The 18,201-nt window shown below is 35.1% G+C and carries 13 protein-coding genes and 2 tRNA genes; 11 read left to right on the plus strand and 4 right to left on the minus strand.

Features of this window, described 5'->3' with window-relative positions; all coding sequences use genetic code 11:
• The first annotated feature begins 115 nt into the window (after positions 1-115).
• Complete coding sequence (gene xerD / locus ACWIB3_RS12980; RefSeq protein ID WP_313259404.1) at positions 116-1,009, plus strand: site-specific tyrosine recombinase XerD; 894 nt, start codon at positions 116-118, stop codon at positions 1,007-1,009.
• Positions 1,010-1,107: 98 nt separating this feature from the next.
• Here xerD and ACWIB3_RS12985 read toward each other — a convergent pair whose 3' ends face one another.
• On the minus strand, positions 1,108-1,293 hold the full coding sequence (locus tag ACWIB3_RS12985) for a hypothetical protein (RefSeq protein ID WP_254527292.1): 186 nt from the start codon (positions 1,291-1,293) through the stop codon (positions 1,108-1,110).
• A 170-nt stretch (positions 1,294-1,463) separates the two neighbouring features.
• Between ACWIB3_RS12985 and ACWIB3_RS12990 the strand changes: the two genes are divergently transcribed.
• The 4 genes from ACWIB3_RS12990 to ACWIB3_RS13005 all read left to right on the plus strand — a co-directional run bounded on the left by ACWIB3_RS12990 (position 1,464) and on the right by ACWIB3_RS13005 (position 6,217).
• Positions 1,464-3,773 (plus strand): TonB-dependent receptor, encoded by a 2,310-nt coding sequence (locus ACWIB3_RS12990; RefSeq protein ID WP_454291805.1) that lies wholly within the window; start codon positions 1,464-1,466, stop codon positions 3,771-3,773.
• Between the two features lie 12 nt (positions 3,774-3,785).
• Complete coding sequence (locus ACWIB3_RS12995) at positions 3,786-4,418, plus strand: hypothetical protein (protein WP_454291806.1); 633 nt, start codon at positions 3,786-3,788, stop codon at positions 4,416-4,418.
• An 89-nt stretch (positions 4,419-4,507) separates the two neighbouring features.
• A tRNA-Arg gene (locus ACWIB3_RS13000) sits at positions 4,508-4,579 on the plus strand.
• Positions 4,580-5,896: 1,317 nt separating this feature from the next.
• Entirely contained in the window at positions 5,897-6,217 is a 321-nt protein-coding gene (locus ACWIB3_RS13005; protein WP_454291807.1) for a hypothetical protein, read from the plus strand.
• Between the two features lie 563 nt (positions 6,218-6,780).
• On the opposite strand, the gene ACWIB3_RS13010 is transcribed toward ACWIB3_RS13005, so the two are convergent.
• Together ACWIB3_RS13010 and ACWIB3_RS13015 are read right to left on the minus strand one after the other, a co-directional pair.
• Entirely contained in the window at positions 6,781-7,233 is a 453-nt protein-coding gene (locus ACWIB3_RS13010; protein WP_454291808.1) for a hypothetical protein, read from the minus strand.
• A 173-nt stretch (positions 7,234-7,406) separates the two neighbouring features.
• Positions 7,407-8,240 carry a hypothetical protein gene (locus tag ACWIB3_RS13015; protein WP_454291809.1) on the minus strand — a complete coding sequence of 278 codons (834 nt, stop codon included), beginning with the start codon at positions 8,238-8,240 and terminating at the stop codon, positions 7,407-7,409.
• A gap of 397 nt (positions 8,241-8,637) precedes the next feature.
• On the opposite strand from ACWIB3_RS13015, the gene ACWIB3_RS13020 reads away from it, so the two are divergent.
• Entirely contained in the window at positions 8,638-14,709 is a 6,072-nt protein-coding gene (locus ACWIB3_RS13020; protein WP_454291810.1) for a hypothetical protein, read from the plus strand.
• Between the two features lie 116 nt (positions 14,710-14,825).
• On the opposite strand, the gene ACWIB3_RS13025 is transcribed toward ACWIB3_RS13020, so the two are convergent.
• Positions 14,826-14,899, minus strand: a tRNA-Ile gene (locus ACWIB3_RS13025).
• Positions 14,900-14,985: 86 nt separating this feature from the next.
• Here ACWIB3_RS13025 and ACWIB3_RS13030 point away from each other — a divergent pair.
• The 5 genes from ACWIB3_RS13030 to ACWIB3_RS13050 all read left to right on the plus strand — a co-directional run bounded on the left by ACWIB3_RS13030 (position 14,986) and on the right by ACWIB3_RS13050 (position 18,193).
• Positions 14,986-15,618, plus strand: a complete 633-nt coding sequence (locus ACWIB3_RS13030) for an HAD family hydrolase (protein ID WP_454291811.1) — start codon at positions 14,986-14,988, stop codon at positions 15,616-15,618.
• Between the two features lie 82 nt (positions 15,619-15,700).
• On the plus strand, positions 15,701-15,892 hold the full coding sequence (gene rpsU, locus ACWIB3_RS13035) for a 30S ribosomal protein S21 (RefSeq protein ID WP_093097788.1): 192 nt from the start codon (positions 15,701-15,703) through the stop codon (positions 15,890-15,892).
• Positions 15,893-16,469: 577 nt separating this feature from the next.
• On the plus strand, positions 16,470-16,613 hold the full coding sequence (locus tag ACWIB3_RS13040) for a hypothetical protein (RefSeq protein WP_454291812.1): 144 nt from the start codon (positions 16,470-16,472) through the stop codon (positions 16,611-16,613).
• A gap of 302 nt (positions 16,614-16,915) precedes the next feature.
• Positions 16,916-17,902, plus strand: a complete 987-nt coding sequence (locus ACWIB3_RS13045) for a lipoate--protein ligase (protein ID WP_454291813.1) — start codon at positions 16,916-16,918, stop codon at positions 17,900-17,902.
• 84 nt (positions 17,903-17,986) lie between these two features.
• The gene (locus tag ACWIB3_RS13050; protein WP_454291814.1) at positions 17,987-18,193 is read left to right on the plus strand and encodes a hypothetical protein; all 207 of its coding nucleotides are present in this window, start codon (positions 17,987-17,989) and stop codon (positions 18,191-18,193) included.
• Positions 18,194-18,201: the final 8 nt, after the last annotated feature.

Raw genomic sequence — 18,201 nt, forward strand, 5'->3', positions numbered from 1 at the left:
AAAAAAATTTACTAGAATGGTTACTAAATTATATTTGGAAAGCAATCTACAATAAATTTATTTAGCTTTAAAACAAATCTTCTATTCAAACTATAGAATTATATATTTTTAACAAATGGATTGGGAACTGACAAAAAGGGATTTTAAACGTTACTTATTATTGGAAAGAGGATTGAGTGACAATAGTATTGCCGCCTATTTAAATGACGTCCAAAAACTTCAGAGTTTTGCCGAATTACAACAAATTGAACTGAAGCAATTCCAAACCCAACATATACAGCAATTTCTGCAATGGATCAATGAATTCGCCGTTTCTGAATACACCCAAGCCCGACTCCTTTCTGGCATTAAGACTTTCTTCGGATTCCTTCAGATTGAACATGGCTTTCCAAATAATCCAGCTGAATTGATCGAGTCCCCTCGCCTTTCCAGAAAAATCCCTGCTGTTCTCAGCATCCAAGAAATCGACGAACTTATCGCTGCCATCGATCTTTCATCTCCAGAAGGCATGCGGAACAAAACCATTCTCGAAATCCTTTACGGATGTGGACTTCGGGTCTCCGAACTTTGCAACCTCAAAATATCGAATCTCTTCCTTGATGTGGAGTTCATAAAAGTGGAAGGAAAGGGAAATAAAGAAAGACTGATCCCTATTGGTCAGCAAGCGATCAAGTTCCTAAAGCTTTATTTGGAAGAGATCCGTGTACATCAGGTAATCAAACCTGGCAAAGAAGATTATGTTTTCTTAAATCGCAGGGGCGCACCATTGTCCCGAGTCATGATCTATTTGATCATTAAAGATCTCGCCAATAAAATTGGTCTGAGCAAAGAGATCAGCCCCCACACCTTTCGCCATAGTTTTGCCTCCCATCTTGTGGAAGGTGGTGCAGACTTAAGGGCAGTACAGGATATGCTTGGCCATGAGAGCATTACGACTACCGAAATTTATACTCACATCGACAAAGAATACCTACAAAGTGTAATTACCCAGTTTCACCCTAGGTCATAATGCAACAAAGTTTAATTTAATTTGCAACAGCATTGCATTTAACTTATCTTTGCACTGTGATTAGATTATTGAGGTCGTATAAACAGGTAATATCATCCTTATGGATTGGCATCATGTTCCTTTCCATCAGCCTGATCGTTTTGCACCGCCATGATCATTCCCATGAAAACCAAGATGCCTGCGAAGTAAACCATAAACATCAGCACGATCATTCCCACGGAGAGGACTGTCACTATTGTTTTCTTTTCTTTCAGCAAGGCATACAGATTGAAAACCCCTTCCATTGGGAATCTAATCCGAAAGGTTTTCTATTAAATAGCATTCAAAGCATCCTAGTTTTTGAAGCTCCAATATTGGAACCCAAATCCAGCAAAAGCCTCCGGGCCCCTCCCCATGCGTATTTTACCACAAACGTGTAATATATAGCATTTAATACCCTTTTTTATAACAATACATGTTGAAATATGCATGGACTGTGCTCATCCTATTTCTAATAAATAGCGCTGTAGCTCAGGACAACTCCAATCAATATATAAAAGGTATTGTCATGGACGAGCAGGATCAGCCGATATTTGCAGCAAATATCAGTATCCAAAACTCCGACATCAGTACCTCATCCGATATTCATGGAAACTTTAAGATCAAAGTTGGCCAAGGACATCAGCATCTTACGCTAAAAGTTACGGCCTTAGGCTATGAAAGCTTTGAACAACCCATCCATGTGGACAACGATACAGTGCTGAAAATCAAGCTAAAAAGCTTTACCGAGAAAATCGATGCTGTAAATGTTTCTGCACAGGTTGAAGAACAGCGTGCAGCCGTAAGGGCTAAGCTCGATAAGGAACAGATCGAAGAAAGCAAAGGTAAGTTAGCCGCTGAAGTCTTTTCTCAGCTATCGGGTGTTTCCATCCTTAATTCAGGCCATTCAGTGGCAAAACCGGTCATTCATGGTTTGCATTCCAACAGGATTATTCTCTTGAACAACGGCGTGAAACAGGAAGGACAGCAATGGGGAATGGAACATGCTCCTGAAATGGATCCCTTTACTGCAGATGAATTTGAAGTCATCAAAGGTGCGCAGGCAGTTCGCTATGGCGCTGATGCATTGGGTGGAGTTTTGATCGCGAAAGCACAGCAAATTGACCCTAACAAATTCCACGGCCGAGCCGATCTTATTGCCCAGTCCATTGGACGCGGTGGATCTGCCAACTTACAATTACAAGGCGGAATTAAATCCATCGAAGGCTTAGCTTGGAAACTTCAAGGTTCAGGTAAAAAACTTGGCGATAGCAGGACTCCAAATTATATATTGGGAAATACCGGCGTTGAAGAGATCAATTTCTCCGGAACGGTACAGTACCGCAAGGAAAACAATTTCTTGGAAGCATATTACAGCAGATTTTCAACTGAACTGGGGGTTTTCTATGGAGCCCATATAGGAAGTATCGAAGATATCTATGCGCGGATAGAAAATGGGGAACCATTTGAAAAATACGATTTCAGCTATAAGATCAATGCCCCTAAACAAGATGTAACCCATCAATTAGGGAAATTAAAATATCAATACAAACTGAACAGCGGACTTCAACTGGAAGCCCAATATTCTTTCCAGCAGAACCATAGGAAGGAATTTGATATGCGCAGAGCAGTTGCAGACAATATTCCCATGTCGGATATGGTATTGACCACACAACAACTCGAAGTGATGCTGAAGGCTAGATCGCATAGTTTTGGGATCGATCTAGGTAATCAGGTAAACAATAATACCGCCGGAACGGGCACCACTCCTATCATCCCTAACTTCGATAATTATTCCCTGGGCATTTTCGGGATCCATCAATTCCAATTCGACAAATGGCTATTGGAAGCAGGTTGGCGCTACGACTATCGGTATTTCGACGCAGCAGGATATCGTTATAAATATACCGATAAAGAACAGTCAGTCCCTCAGCAATATTTGTTGGAGGATACGCGAAGCTTCCATAACTTCTCTGGCTCCATTGCTGCAGCGTACAACATCAATCCTACTTGGCAATACAAAAGCAGCATTGGTCTTGCTTGGCGTGCTCCTACGGCCAACGAACTGTACAGCGATGGTGTACACCACGGTGCCGGCATCTATGAAATCGGAAACTTGGACCTCAAAGCAGAGCAAGGATTAAAATGGGTTCATTCCATTTCCCATAAATCTGAAACTTTAGCCTTGACAGCAGATGTCTTTGGACAATATATCCATAATTATATCTATGCTGCTCCTAATCCGGATTCTGTGCGCCAGACCATCCGTGGTACCTTTCCAGTATTTAGTTACGGACAGGACAAAGCGCTATTCTATGGTGCAGACCTTCAATTGCAATGGAAGTTTATGCCAATCCTTCAATACACCCTGCAAGCTAGCCTAGTGCGGGCCAAGAACATCAGTACCGATACTTTCTTGCCCTATATCCCATCAGACAGGATACAGAATGCCGTACAGTGGTATTATGCTGGTCCTGAAAAAGGATATATCAAACTGAGCCATGAGTATGTAGCCAAACAAAATAGGTATACTGAAGGAACGGATTACGTTGCTCCCCCAGCCGCATACCACTTATTTCATGCATATATTACACATCCACTAACTATTAATAAGCAACAGCTCCAACTTTCCTTGGCCGTTGAAAATCTTTTCAACACAAGCTACAAAGACTATATGGACCGATTTAGGTACTATGCTCACCGACCAGGAAGGAATTTTATTCTATCACTTAACTATAAATTCTAAAAAATTCACATCATGAAATCAAACATTTTTATTTTATTCATATTTGCTTCTTTCTTCACTTTCCAATCTTGTTCGAAAGACGACCCTACTCCTGAAGTAGACCAAGAAGAAGTAAGCGCAGCAACTTTGACCTTTACCGAAGTGGAAGCTGAAAAACACGATGACCATTACCACTACCATGATATCACGAACCCTGAGATCGAAAAAGTGGAGTTTACAGGCGAGAAATTCCTTCCACCAGTTGGCGCTCATGTTCATTTGGAAGTAGGTAAATCATACCGATTCAACCTCATGGTTAAGGATTTCGCAGGTCGCGAAAGTCAGCAGACCTTCATCGACCGTGCCGATCAGCATTTTGCATTCCTTTTAGGAGCGCCAGCAGGTACCCTTGCAGCTGAATACAGCGACAAGACAGCCGATGGAAAAGCCGCTAACGTCGGTATTACAGGATATATCACCGTTTTGAAAGCTTCAGACAGCTTTACGTTCCGTTATTTGATGCGTCACTTAAACCCGGGTGTTAAGAATACGATCAACCCAAAAACTGATATCTTCAATCCAGATTTCAACAAATTCGGAGGTGCAAACGACCTAGATCTTAAAGTGGAATTCCACCTTGTAGCTGAAGGCCACGAAGGTCATTAATATATTGAGAGGCTCAAAATCAATAGCTTGCTAAAATCAGCAGGCTATTGTTATATAAAACCCATAAAAAGTATTATTTTTGGCGAGCCGCCTCCGTAGTTCAATGGATAGAATGTTAGATTCCGGTTCTGATGATGTAGGTTCGATTCCTACCGGAGGTACTGAAAAAAGCCGCTTAAAGCGGCTTTTTTAGTGTTTAGTAGGGAGTATTTAGTATTTAGACTCCTGCCAAACGAAAACTTTTCCAAATTGATAAAAATTGGAAACAGGACCTTAACCTTTATCTTTTTATATTTAGCCAATACTTGCAGCCTTAATTCTGACCTCATTCGAGACATATATTGAAAATTCGCAAAATGAGCAATAGTATTCCAATACTATTCCCGAATCATTCTCGAACATGCCTCGAATAAAACCCCTACTATATTCCTAAATTTTCAGTCAAAAAAATAGGGTTATTTTATCATTTTATGAGCAGATTCTTCTAATATTTTAAAAACAAATCTTCTCAATGGCAAGAATATTCTCCAAAAACTAGAGGTATAAAAAAGGACCAACTTGGTCCAACATGTCTAAATACTAATTCTTCTAATCCAAAACCACAAGCGGGACTGACATCTTTGTAGAAGGTTGAATCGATTGAAGGAGAACCCCTAGAGGGGGTGACATCTTTGTAGAAAGGTATAGCGTTCAAAGGATAACCCACAGCGTGGGTGAAATGTTTTTCAATTCCCTTTTTGTGTCACACTGATGGTTTCCCGATTGTCTCGGAACTATCCATACCTAATTTGAAAATAGTTTGTTCATCTTACGATTCACAATGATAACAATTCTAAAAAATAATAAAAAATAGATTCTTCGCTGCGCTCTGAATCCCTCTCAGAGACATTTACTATTCTGGACGAATCGTGAATAATATGTACGGAATTGTCTCAAAACCTGCTTGTCATTATCCATCGAGGATGGATGACCTGTTTGCAAATTCAATCGTTGTTTGTATGGTTCCGAGAACCTTCGTGCCTCAGGTTGACACCAGGAAGGGAAAGTTATTTTTGTGATTTACTGCCCTAGAAGGGCAGAATTATTTTAGAAATGGTATCAAACAAAATAGGGCTAATGCAAAAAGATGTTCGATTAATCGAACATCTTTTTGCACTACCTCCAGGCTAACGTGCCATGTATGCTAAAATAATTGAACCCCGATAGGGTTCTATATCAAAAAATATTAATGCCGAATTATACTTACGCTTCTTTTATTGTTGCTTAGTTCCAACAAAAAACCCTCAACCATTTAATGGAGAGGGAGTTTGTTCTGTGCGCCCACCTGTTCCTATTTGATTTTTTATATTATTTTAATACACTTTAGTGTATTGAAATACAGTTTGTTATGAATTTTTTTTAATGTTTTAAATCTACTTTAACTGGCTTTAATATAAATTCTGCCCCCTGTATAATCCCCTATATTAAAGTTCGTTACAATGAGATTTAATTTTGATATTAGAAAAGACAGAATGTCAAAAATTGGAATAGCGCCAATTAGATTGGTAGTGAAACATGAGAAGATTCGTATTAGTAAAAATATTGATGTTAAAGCAGGAATTGACAATTGGGATAACGAAACAGAGACCATAGTTTATTCAAAAGGCCATCCTTATGCCAAGGAATATAGGGACTGGAATAAAACAATTTTTGAAACTAAAGATAAGGTTGAAAAGATTTTTGAGTTCTTCAAATACAATAATTTTGAATTTTCAGAAAAGCAGTTTTTGAACGCTTTGAGTCAAATAATAGATTTGTAGCTATTGATTTCTTTGATGCCTTTGAAGAATTCATTAATATATCTAAGTTAACTAAAGCGGAAAGTACAGTAAAGAAGATGACTACTTGCAAGCATAAAATCTATCAATTTAAAGAGTTTACTAAGTTTCCTGTGCGTTTTGATACAATAGATTATCAATTTGAAGTTGTTAAACTATTTTGAAAAAAGTAAAAGGGAGAATATATCATTGTCTTATGATTATTTAGTAGATTTTGAAGATTTCTCAATATTAGAGCTTATAGAATTAGATAAGAATGAAATTGATGAATTTTTGAAGCTCATAAGAAAATCAAGAATTAATACCAATTCAAATATTAGCTCTTAAAATATGTTCACCTTTTTGAAGGTAATGTCCACCTGCCATATCTTCTTTTGAATGAAAAACTACTTTATTTAGTTGTGTGTTGTGCATTAGTTTTGTGTTATTGCTGTGGTCTGTATTTGGGTGACCGCTAACGATTTAATTGGTGTAATTATCTTTATTACTGTAACGGTAAAATAAAAGAAATAATTTACTTTATTTTAATTAAATTTAACACAGTTTTAAACCGCTAACCCGGATAATATTTTTATGTAAATATGTTCTTTATCTAACATGGTAGAAGTTTCGGTTGTTAATATTTTAATTTTATAATCAGTTTTAACGACTAAATCATGAATTGCATTACTTACTCTATTATCAGTATCTAAGAAAAACAAAATTTTGTAAAAATCTTTTGTATTGTTGATAACACTATCCCCACTTCGTTTTACCTTTCCATTGTTAAGTTTTTTTAAGTCTGATATTATTGAGTTTTTCTGATCGGATCCAAACTTACTACCGAGGTTTATTGGATTTATACATTTTACTTCTGCTACAAGTTTTAATTCTTCTTTGATAATATAAATATCAAAACCATTACTATTCGGTTTTGTGGTTATTATTTGATTTACCAATTTTTCGCTATCAACTTTATCTAGGTTAAAAATGTCTGTCAACCACTCAACAGCATACATGGACGTTTTGTATGTTAGTGTATTATTTATATCAGCTAATACCGTTTTTAATTCTAAAATATCATTTATTGAAAGACTTTGATAATAGTCCTTTTCGATACCTGTAATTCGACATAAATGATTATTTATTCGAGCTTGTAGGTTTCAATCTCTATCTTATTTCATTGTATATTTTATTTTGTTGAATTATGGAAAATAGAATTGTTTGCCATAAAATGTTTCACAATGTCTTGAAAAATATAGTTATCCGCTATAGAAAACAATAACATCTCTGTATAGAATAGTTTGTGTTTTTTTTCTAAATCGCCATCCCATAATTTGTTGCTTATATCTATAATTAATCTATTAAGGCGTTTGTAAGCATCGTGTTTATCAAAGTAGATAATCTGATCTCTATTACTTATAAATTTATTTTTACCTAATAGCTCTTGATGATTGTCAGTAAAAAAATTATTAGCATGTTTGATATGAATTAATGTATTCATATCAAATGAAGTCATTTTTGAGTTTCTACCTTCGGGGATAGGGAAGTATTTATTTCCTGCATCGGTTTTAAGAATTATCCAGTTTAAAGAATAAGCGACCCTTGAATCGTAGATTATAAATTCTTCTGGAAACATAAAAGAAGCAACTTTTGAAATACTTGCTATTTTGTCAAAACCTGCGTCTTTCATCTGTAAAAATTGATCTACCAAGGGTTTCACTTTATCTTCTTTTAAATTTATCCCACCCCAGTCTTTAATTATCCAATAACAAACTTGATGAAATTTAGATTCAATAGAATTATCTGACTCTACATTCGCTAAATATTGATTTAATGTACGTTTGATATTTAATTCTTTTTCATAGTTAGAAAGCAAATTCCAATTTTCAAGCTCATCATTATTTATTATTTCAAAATCGACTAATTTTTCAATTTTCGCATTCCAATTATATAACTCGTGAAGCTTCTCTTTGAGAGGAAATAAGTATTCTACTATTTTATTTACTTCTAATAAAGCGTCCATAATTTATGATCAGTTGAGTATTAAATTTTCGTAATATAAATTATTCCTTTCACATATTTTAATTAAATTTAACACAGTTTAAACCGTTATTATTAACTAATTCCTACTTGTCTTATTTGGTAAGAAATTATATTGGGGGTTATCAAGCCGCACAAAAACGCCGTAAAGACCGCGAATTAGACTTTGATGATGTGCTACATTATCGACGTATGATTGTAGCAATAACAGAAACAGATCGACTAATGAAAGAAATAGATAAGGTATTGGAGGTTTAGGCATTTTATCCTGCCACTTTATCGAATTCGCAGCTAGTTAGCTGTAAATCTAAATGAAAAACAGTGGAAAAATTAACGAATAGATCGTCGACAAAAAAACACATATATAAATAGATAAATTAATGAGTCAAAGTACAGTATCAGCAACTGGAGAAAGAGCAGCAATAGGTGGTTATTTACCACAATTTGACGAATTCGCTTGGTTTGTTTATTTGAATCTAATAAATGAAAAATTAGAGTGGATAAGGATTTCTGACCCCATTGCTGAAAAACTCGACGACATACAATATTTAACAACTTCAGAACTGCACGCTTATCAAGTAAAATGGACAATTGCTGATGCTACAATGTCTTTTGCAAATTTTATAGAATTAATTCCTCTTATCACATCAAGTTGGAAAAGTTTAAAAACAAACAATCCGAACAAGAAAGTAATACCACACTTAATAACCAACAAGCCTGTTTCTTCACATGATAGCTTGAAAGATAGAGATACTAAAATCGGTTCATTTGAAAATTTTCTTGCAGAGGTTTGGACAAAATTAAAATCCAATCGAGTGGTTGATGCAAAATGGAATCCAATCATCGCTGAGTTTAAAAAAGTAGCAAAGCTTAATAATAACGAATTTGATGAGTTTGTTCGTGTTTTTGATTTTCGGCCAAACTATGAACAGAAAAAATTCAGTGTAAATAACACCAGATTTTCTAAAGAGGATGAAGACCTTCAACAAATTAGCCGCTTTATTATTGAGAAAGTAGCAAGTCCAGAAATAAGCATTCAATTTAGCCGACAAGAAATAATCAAGGAATTAGGTTGGGCAGAAAGATTTAAAACGGTTTTCAATCACGAATTAATCGTTGATAGACAAAGATACCAGCCAATTCAGTCTACAATTGATTTACTGAACTCAAAATTAACTGAATACAGAAGTGGATATTTATTTTTACAAGGAAGTCCGGGTTCTGGAAAATCAACTTTATTAAATCAATGGTCAAAAGGTTTAAAAAAAAGAATTGTAAGATACTACGCTTTTGATTTTGTTAACCCTTCTTCTCATCTGAATTTTCACGAGAGAGGAAATGCTACTCATCTTTTTTTTGATTTAGTTTTTCAATTAAAAGAAGCAGGAATATACAAGAGGGATATTCTCCCATACAAAGATTTACTCTTTCTAAAAGATGTATTCAATGAACAATTAAAATTTGTCGGGGAAGATTTTGCGACAAGCGGTCAGCAAACCATAATAATTATTGATGGTTTAGACCATGTGCCAAGAGAATACAAATCAACCACTAATAGTTTCTTACGTGAACTGCCTTTACCTACTTCACTTCCAGAAGGCGTTTTTATTATTTTAGGAAGTCAATCTTACGACCTTGACGACATTCAACATGAAATTAAAATTGAATTTCAGAAAGGCGACAGAACCATTCCAATTGATTCTCTAAAAAAAGAGGAAGTCTATAAATACATAAGCAATCTCAATGTTTCAATTCAACTTAGTGACGCTCAAAAATTACTAGTATTTGAAAAGTCACAAGGGCATCCGCTATACTTATCTTATTTAATAGAAAAAATCGTTGAATCAGATTCTATTGACGATACAATAAACACTTTTGAAACCATTGATGGAAGTATTGATACCTACTATCGAAAAATATGGAATCCAATTCAACAAGAAGAAAACTTAATTCATTTTTTGGGATTAATAGTAAGGATTAATGGTTCAATAAACATTCAGTTTGTCCAAGAATGGGGAATTGAACGAAGTGTTTTAAAGTCATTCAAAGAAAATGCTAAAGTATTGTTTAATGAAACTAAAAATACTTTAGCATTCTTTCATAATTCATTCAAGCAGTTTCTTCTTTATCATACATCATTAAATTATCTAACAAACGAATTTGACCAAGAGGAAAATCTTAAATACCACAGCCAACTTGCTGATTTTTATTTAAAATCAAAGGTTGAAAAATCATGGAAACAAAATCACCACCTTTTTCAAGCACAGCAATATGATAAATTCGTTTCAGAGGTTACGCCAGACAATTTTACTGCTCAACTATTGGATTTTAGACCTGTTGAAGAAATAAAACAAGACGCAAAGTTAGGAATTGAAGTAGCCCGACAAACTAAAGACATCAATATACTTATAAGGTATTTATTTTCATTAGCAGAAATAGAAAGGCGACAGTTTAATATTGACCCCGCCTCATTTACAGAAGAATATTTAATCATTGGAAAACCTGATATTGCACGAAATTATCTGCGTACAGGAAACATTCTTCATTGCAGCAATGCTTATGCGTTCAAGGCTTCTAGTTTATTTATTCAATTCGGATTTAACTCCGAAAGTGCAACTCTGTTTAATTTGGCATATCCTGAAATCATTGACGATTCAGGAATTACCATTGACGATTCACATCGGTATGTAGAAATCAGAGATTCATTAGAAAAATGGATTTATACTGCGCCATATTTTGAATCAACGGAAAACATTTTATCAAAAATTGAGAATATCAATTTTTCAGAAAATACGCGTTCAAATAGGTTTGAGGAAAAAGAAGCGGATTTGCACTTGTGCTTAATCGCTAATCTTGGTTATAGTTTAATTGATCAAAACAAATGGGATGAGTTAAAAACCGTCTTAGAGAAAATAGGAACGAATGAATCCAGAGGAAGAAACGCACTATTTCAACTTATTCAATATGCCATTGAACAATGTTTAGAATTAAATGACAATATCCGTGCAAATGAATATCTGTCATTTTTAACAACTCATTTTACAAAGAAAACGGCTAAACCTATTGGCAAAATTTACATTGCTGATTTAGTTTTTAAAGTTACCCAAAATGTTGATGAAACACTTAGTTGGATTGATGGTATTGGGCAGCCTTTGAATTTAGGTAAAGACTCACTAGGTTATGATGGTTCTCTAGACCAGTTTATTCCATTAATTAAACTCAATAAGCTGCTTAACTTATCTGGGAAAGGAGTTTCTATTACTTCTGCAATACCGTCAGCTATAAAAGATTCTGATGAAGAAGTATTGGTAGAATTTGAGAGAATGTTGTGTATTACAACTCAAATTTTAGCTGATGGAATAGTAAAGAATCAAATTTCTGGTGATGTTACGAAAAGAGCATTTCCGATTATAAGATTTTACTACAAGGATGTTTCTCACCGAAATAGTTACTGGTATAAACTGACACAAGCTAAAGGACAATATTTTGATTTTTTAATTTCTGCTGTATCACAACACGGCATAGAAAATATAGAGGCATTAGGAGATCTTTTATTTAAGGAATTTGCTGCAAAACCTAAGTATTGGAGTACAAGTGAGCAAAGAAAAATCATAAAATCTTTATTAAACAATGGATTCAATTCTGAAAAAGCAAAAAAACTGTTAAGTAGCTTAGAAACTTCTATGTTAGAAGATCGCGATATTGATGGTCGTGTTTCCGAATGTGTGGCTCATTCAAAAGTATGGCTTATTTTAGGAGAGTTGGAAATTGGTGAAAAATGGCTTAAACAAGCTATTCAGGAAACTATTGGAGTTGGATATAGAAAGGATTATCAGTTTAGTACATGGATTGAATGGTTAAGAAAAATTAATCTTAAAGATCCTTCAAAAGCTACTGAGAGAATTAAATGGTTTTTATCACATCTACAACATATAAAGGAAACGACAGAAGGAAAAGCTTATTGGTACGCATCTGAAGAATTACTAGATGTATCGTTTGAACATAATTTTAGTGATGGGCTTGAGCAAACTATTTGGCAATTGGAAAACGATTTAATTGATTTTAAAGATTCAATTACTTTGTTTATCAAACACTTTGTCAATCGTGTAAAAGATGAAGATGAATTCAGAAGTATAATTCAACTTTATAATGGTTTGTATTTACTCCTTACTGAGTCAGCCAACGCTTCTTTACTAAAAGCGATTTTAAACAAAGGATACGAAATATTACTGGAAAAGTTATTTGATAATTATTTACCTGTTATTATTTCAGCCATAAACATCAAGTCATACGAAGAAAATAGGCATTTTTTGCTTTCTGAAATTGAAAATTTCTGTTCGAAAAACGGAATCAAAATCAATGACTATTATTCTGATTTCAGCGTTCCCGAAAAAAATAGAAAGGACAATTCATCATCATTATCTAACTCATTAACACTAAAAGAAAGTCACGAAAGAATTGATGAGAGTGAAGTTTTAAAACGAGTAGAAAATTTTGACGACTTCAAAAAAATTCTTCAACAAGAAGACCAAGGAAATTCATATTTTAATTGGGCAAAAGTCATTGACAAAATAGCTTCGTCATTAACTTCCTCGCAGATTTATGAACTTTCCAATACTGTTAGTGTGGGAGGTAGAAAATCTGACTTTTATGCAAAACTTAGTGAAGTTGCTATTGAAATTGGTAATTGCGACTTGGCTGAAAGTTTAGCTAATAAAAGCCTTGAATTGTCCAGCGAATCTGGTTGGGTGAAATTTTATGATGGAGGAACAAGAATCAATGCTTTTAATGCTTTGAAAAAAGTAAACTCTGCACTTGCATCTTCAAAAGCGTTTGAAGTATTTGCACATGATATTTCAAGTGGCAATTATCCAAGTTCTTATATTGAACATCTTGACGATATCGCTCCGTTGTTAACGGAAAACTATGTTGAGGAAGATGTTTGGGTTGAAGTATTTGGCTATCTGCAAAGGTTAATGTCTAATAGTAGACCTGCAGAAAACCTACCTTTACTTAAATCAATTGAGAAGCCAATTTCTGAATCCTTGGTGGATTATTTATTGTATTTGTCAAAGAATCCAGTTTCATTAATTCGGGAAGAATCTATTCTTCTATTAGCAAAATACATCAATCAAAATAATGACTACGTATTAGCTCAAATATTAAAAGGAAGGATGGATGATTACATTTCTATGGATGTGATAATATCATTAAGAGAGCTGAATTCTTCAAAGATTAAAGATGTTAAATCAATAATTCAAAACTTAGCTTTGTCAAAAGATTATTTGCTACGAAAAAGCGCAAAACAAATTTTAAATGAGTTAGGTGAATGTATCCCTGCTTCTACAAATATTGACTTACCAAGCGTATATTCTTTACACCTTCCTGAACCACAAACATTAGAGATTAATAAAGAGGTTGACCATTATTATCCAAATGTTGATATAAATAATCCTAATGATCTAATAAGTCCATTTAAGTATTTGATAAGCATATTATCAAAAGAATCTGGAATCCCCGAGTCTAATCTTATTTATAGAGTATACTCAATTATGCAAGAAATCGGCAATAAAGATGAATGGACTGTTGAATATGAAAAAAAATTGAGAAATCACTTAGAAGAGATTTATTTGAAGTATTCTTACCCAAGACCAAGAGTTATTACTTCACGTAGAGCAATAATGCATGTAATTAATGAATTAATTGATTCAAACACGATTGATGACGCAAATCTTCAAGACATTTTCATTTCACAGGATTATGCAGTTTCCCATTTCATTGAAATAGAAAAGCCAAATTTCATACAAACAATTAAAGAAAGTGAATTTGGCGGAGTTGGCAACAATTGGTTAGACAGAATTGATGAATCAAAAAGATTATTCGAATCATTATTGAGTTATAATAAAACCTTCAAAATTATCGCAGAATACAGCCAAGTGAAAAATTTAGACTGGGGTTCTCCTACGGAAGAATATATGTGTCAACTTGCAGTTAATGATAAATTGGACAAGAGCGAGAATTATGTTTTTGGTTCGGTTTTTCACCAATTAAGTAGTAATTATCACAATATAAGTGTAGATGGACATTTTATCATTGTTTTAAGAGATCACAGGTTTAATAGATTTGATATAAAATCTAAGTGGATTGCAATTAATCCTGTCTTAGCAAGATATTTGGGCTGGATACCTGACCAAACAAAATTATTTGCTTGGAAAAACTCAAAAGACGAGTTGATGGCTGAATCTATATATTGGTCAAATGGTAATATCCAAATGACTCCAAGAAAAGACTCAGAAGTTGGAGAAGGTTGGTTTGTCGTTGTTTCGGAGGCCGCATACAGTCAAATTAACTTATTATCACAAAACTTATTCTTACAAAAGAAATTGGTGAGAACTAAATATGAAGACTCAAAGTTAAAGACAACAGAGATTACCCAAATAAATAAATTATAATTCTGGAATTGATCAAACAGTTGTTAATAAAATCAACTGTTACAATCACCGCCCCCTAAATAGCCCGCTAGTAAAAAATAAAAACCTGTAAGCTAACAACTTACAGGTTTTCTCTGTGCGCCCACCTGGGCTCGAACCAGGGACCAAAAGATTATGAGTCTTCTACTCTAACCGACTGAGCTATAGGCGCAGTTTTTGTGCTGTTAAAATGGGTATAGGATACCCGTTTTGACGATGCAATTATCGATATTTGAGACGAGAAAACAAAATTTTTATATGCAAAAAGTTAAAAATGTTATTCTGGATTATGGAAATGTAATCTTTATGATTGACTTTCCTAAAGTGCGTCAAGCCTTTATGGATTTAGGGATTAAAAACGTAGATGAATTTTTTGGACATCATGGTCAGGACTCTTTGTTTGACGCTTTTGACAAAGGTGAGATTTCTGTTCCGGAGTTTCGGGATGGCGTCCGTAGGAAGGCCGACCGATACGATCTGAGCGATGAACAGATAGATACTGCCTGGAATTCCTTGTTGATTGGTGTACCTGAGGGAAAGCATGAAATCTTGGAGAATCTAAGGGACAATTACCGTACTTTCCTTTGTAGCAATAATAATGAACTGCATTATGCTTATTGCATGAACCATATCCAGGAGAAATATGGAGTCCCTAGTAATGATGTATTTTTTGAACGGACCTATTATTCCCATTTGGAGGGGTTACGGAAGCCAGATGTCGCGATTTTTGAACGTGTATTGGAGCAGAATAATCTAATTCCCGAAGAATCGCTGTTTGTAGATGACAGCCCGCAGCATTTGGAGGGAGCTAAAAAGCTTGGTATCCAGACAGTTCTATGCAGCGCAGAGCGGCCATTGGAGCAGATCGTTGCTGACTTGAAATTATATTAGAATTACCTTGCGTAATGTCATTGCTTTACTTATCTTTGCAGACCAAGAATTTTCACGACGGAAGGAGGTATACAAAAAAGCTATGATTATTGTAAATGTAAAAGAAGGAGAATCTCTAGATAGAGCATTAAAACGTTTCAAGAAGAAATTCGAGAAGACTGGTGTTTTAAGAGAATTACGTTCGCGTCAAGCTTATGAGAAAAAATCTGTTGCTCGTCGTATCCAAGTTAAGAAGGCTATTTATAAGCAATCTTTAAATCAAGATAATGCGTAATGATATAAAAAAAGCTGCTCAAGGGCAGCTTTTTTTATTGTATATAGTTGAGGGTTTTCCAGCGAACATCATCTTTGATTTAACCTAAAATACTTCTGCTCCCCTGCAGGATTTAAGTCACAAATAAGCTATCCTTTTCCATTGTCACCAGAGGAATACAAGATCTCAGAGAGGGATTCAGAGCGCAGCGAAGAATCTATTATTTTATTTTTTGGATCGTTGTCATTGTAAATCGTAAGATGAACAATCTATTTCAAGTGATTGTGGATAGTTCCGAGACCCTTCGGGAGACCCTCAGGGTGACACAAAAATGGTATGGAAAAATATTTCACCCACGCTGTGGGTTATCCGTTGAAGGGTTCACATTTCTACAAACATTTCACCCACGCTGTGGGTTGGCCGTTATTATCCATCATTAACCTACAAAGATTTCATCCATGCTGTGGGTTTTTAATGCCGAAATACATAAATCTTCCTTCCAAAGGAAGCCCTTTAGCCTCCGGCTCATTTCCAGTGGCGGAAAAATGGATAGAATGCCGTCGACCTGTGCGATGGGATTGGCCTTGGAATGCTTTCAATGGATCATCCCATCAAAAGGGATGATCTTTTGGAAGATATTCCCGACAACAAGGCATTCTATCCATGTGATGTGGATGGTGCGAAAAGCCACCTTAAATGGGCCGAAGGTTTTACGGATTCGAGTTGTTTTTGGTATCCGTGAGCTCCTTCGTCGGTTTGGTTACTTTTGCGCTTCAAAAGTAACGAAGAGAATAAATTAATTTTCAAGCATTGATAATCATTAAAGCAAACCATTTCAAATAAAGAGAGGATAGTTCCGAGACCCTTCGGCGTAGCCTTCAGGGTGACACAAAAAAGGTTATAGAAAAATATTTCACCCCTTCCAGGGGTTATCTAAACAAACTTATACCTCCTCAATCATTTCATAAAAAATTGGGAGCTTGCCGTCAGGAAAATCCCAATCCTTAAAATTTTCAGTAGCTTTGATTTTATCCTATAAAAAATATGTTAATTATCGATTCTACTTCTAATGATGCTTATTTTAATATAGCGCTAGAAGAATATTTACTATACAAATACCCCACTGAGCCTATTTTCCTCTTATACATCAATGCTCCTGCAATTATTGTTGGTAAGTTCCAGAATACATTGGCAGAGATCAATCTAGAATATGTCCAGGAAAATGGTATAAAAGTGGTACGGAGGATGTCTGGTGGAGGTGCGGTATACCACGACTTGGGCAACCTGAATTTTTCTTTCCATACTAAGTTAATTGAGGAAGAGTTTATGGACTTTGCGAAGTTTACTCAGCCAGTTCTCAACGTATTACATCAATTTGGGATACCTGGCCGCTTGGAAGGTCGGAATGACTTATTGGTGGATGGCAAGAAATTCAGTGGTAATGCAAAGCTCGCCAAGGCTGGGAAGATGATCCAGCATGGCACCATACTGTTTGATTCGGAGATGAGTATCTTGGCAGATGCGTTGAAGATAAATCCATTAAAGTTTCAGGATAAGGCTGTAAAATCCAATCGCTCTCGGGTAATAAACCTAAAGGAATATTTGCCCGATCATGTGGGCATAGAACATATAAAGCAAGCATTAATCGATCAGATGATGATTGATAATCCGCAGGCGAAGGTTTATGAGTTGACGGATGAGGATGTGAAAGCGGTGGAAAAGTTAATAGTAGAAAAATATGGTACTTGGGACTGGAACTTTGGTTTTTCACCTATGTACAACTTTAAGAATGCAATCAAAGTCCCTTCTGGTTTTATAGAGCTACACATGGATGTCTTACAGGGTGGAGTGATCAATGCGGTTAAGATCTTCGGAGATTTCTTTGCCTCCAAGCCCATTGAAGAATTGGAAAATAAGCTTGTCGGAATAAATCACAATGAAGATGATATTCGGCGCTTGTTAAATTCTGTTGATCTTACATCTTATTTTGGTAAGGTGACGGTGGATGAAATCATCTCTATATTTAGGTAGATGGAGTGCTAGGCTGTGGCGATGAGAATTTAAGATTCAGGTCAACACATCCCAATCTATAATCATAACAGCAAAAATATTTATATGGAAATAAAGGTAATAACGGGCAGCGTCGATGTTCATGCCAATGAAAAAAATACTGGTGGAATAAAAATAGAGGCAAAGATAAAAGCCTACATTGAGGAAAATAATATCAAGGACATAAAGAATGTGCTTCCTGTTCAGGTTCAATGGGTAAAAGATACCAATGCATATTACACGCTTTTTTATTCCGTTACATTAATCCTTTAATAGAAAAT

The organism is Sphingobacterium sp. NPDC055431, assembly GCF_053644255.1.